We start from the raw sequence: 602 nt of genomic DNA, 5'->3' as shown, positions 1-602 counted from the left end.
GGCAACGGCAACCTGGTGCTGGCCGACAACGCCGACAGCCGCCTGCAATGGTTCCACGACCCGGCCGGCAATCTGCTGCGCGAACACCAACATTATCTCGGCCTGGAAAAACCCACCGTCGCAATCTGGCAGCACGAGTACGACGTGCTCAACCAACGAGTCGCCAGCGTTCGCCCCGACGGCCACCGCGTCAGTTGGCTGACGTACGGCAGCGGCCACCTGCTCGGCCTGCGTCTTGATGAACACGAACTGATCGGCTACGAACGCGACGACCTGCACCGCGAAGTCGCCCGCCATCAAGGCAACCACCTGCTGCAAACCCAAAGCTGGGACCCGGCCGGCCGTTTGCAAGAACAACTGCTGGGACGCAGCGACGACAAATCTACGCTGCTCAAACGCGAGTACAGCTACGACGCTGCCGGCCAACTGACCGACATCAACGACAGCCGCCGCGGCCCGCTCGCCTATCGCTACGATCCCGTTGGCCGACTGCTCAGCGCCACCACACGCCAAGGCGTGGAAACCTTCGTCTTCGACCCGGCCGGCAACCTGCTCGACGACAAGGCGACAGAAATTCGCCGCCCACTGGACCTGACCCCACC

Annotated in this window: 1 pseudogene; it reads left to right on the top strand. The window is 64.1% G+C overall.

From position 1 onward, the window contains the following. A pseudogene (locus tag ACM6JQ_RS18405) lies at window positions 1-602 on the top strand (RHS repeat protein); the annotation flags it as partial.

Source organism: Pseudomonas sp. IT-232MI5 (assembly GCF_949767845.1).
Classification (GTDB): domain Bacteria; phylum Pseudomonadota; class Gammaproteobacteria; order Pseudomonadales; family Pseudomonadaceae; genus Aquipseudomonas.
The sequence above is the reverse complement of the archived record's forward strand: the minus strand, read 5'-3'. Positions and strand labels throughout refer to the sequence as shown.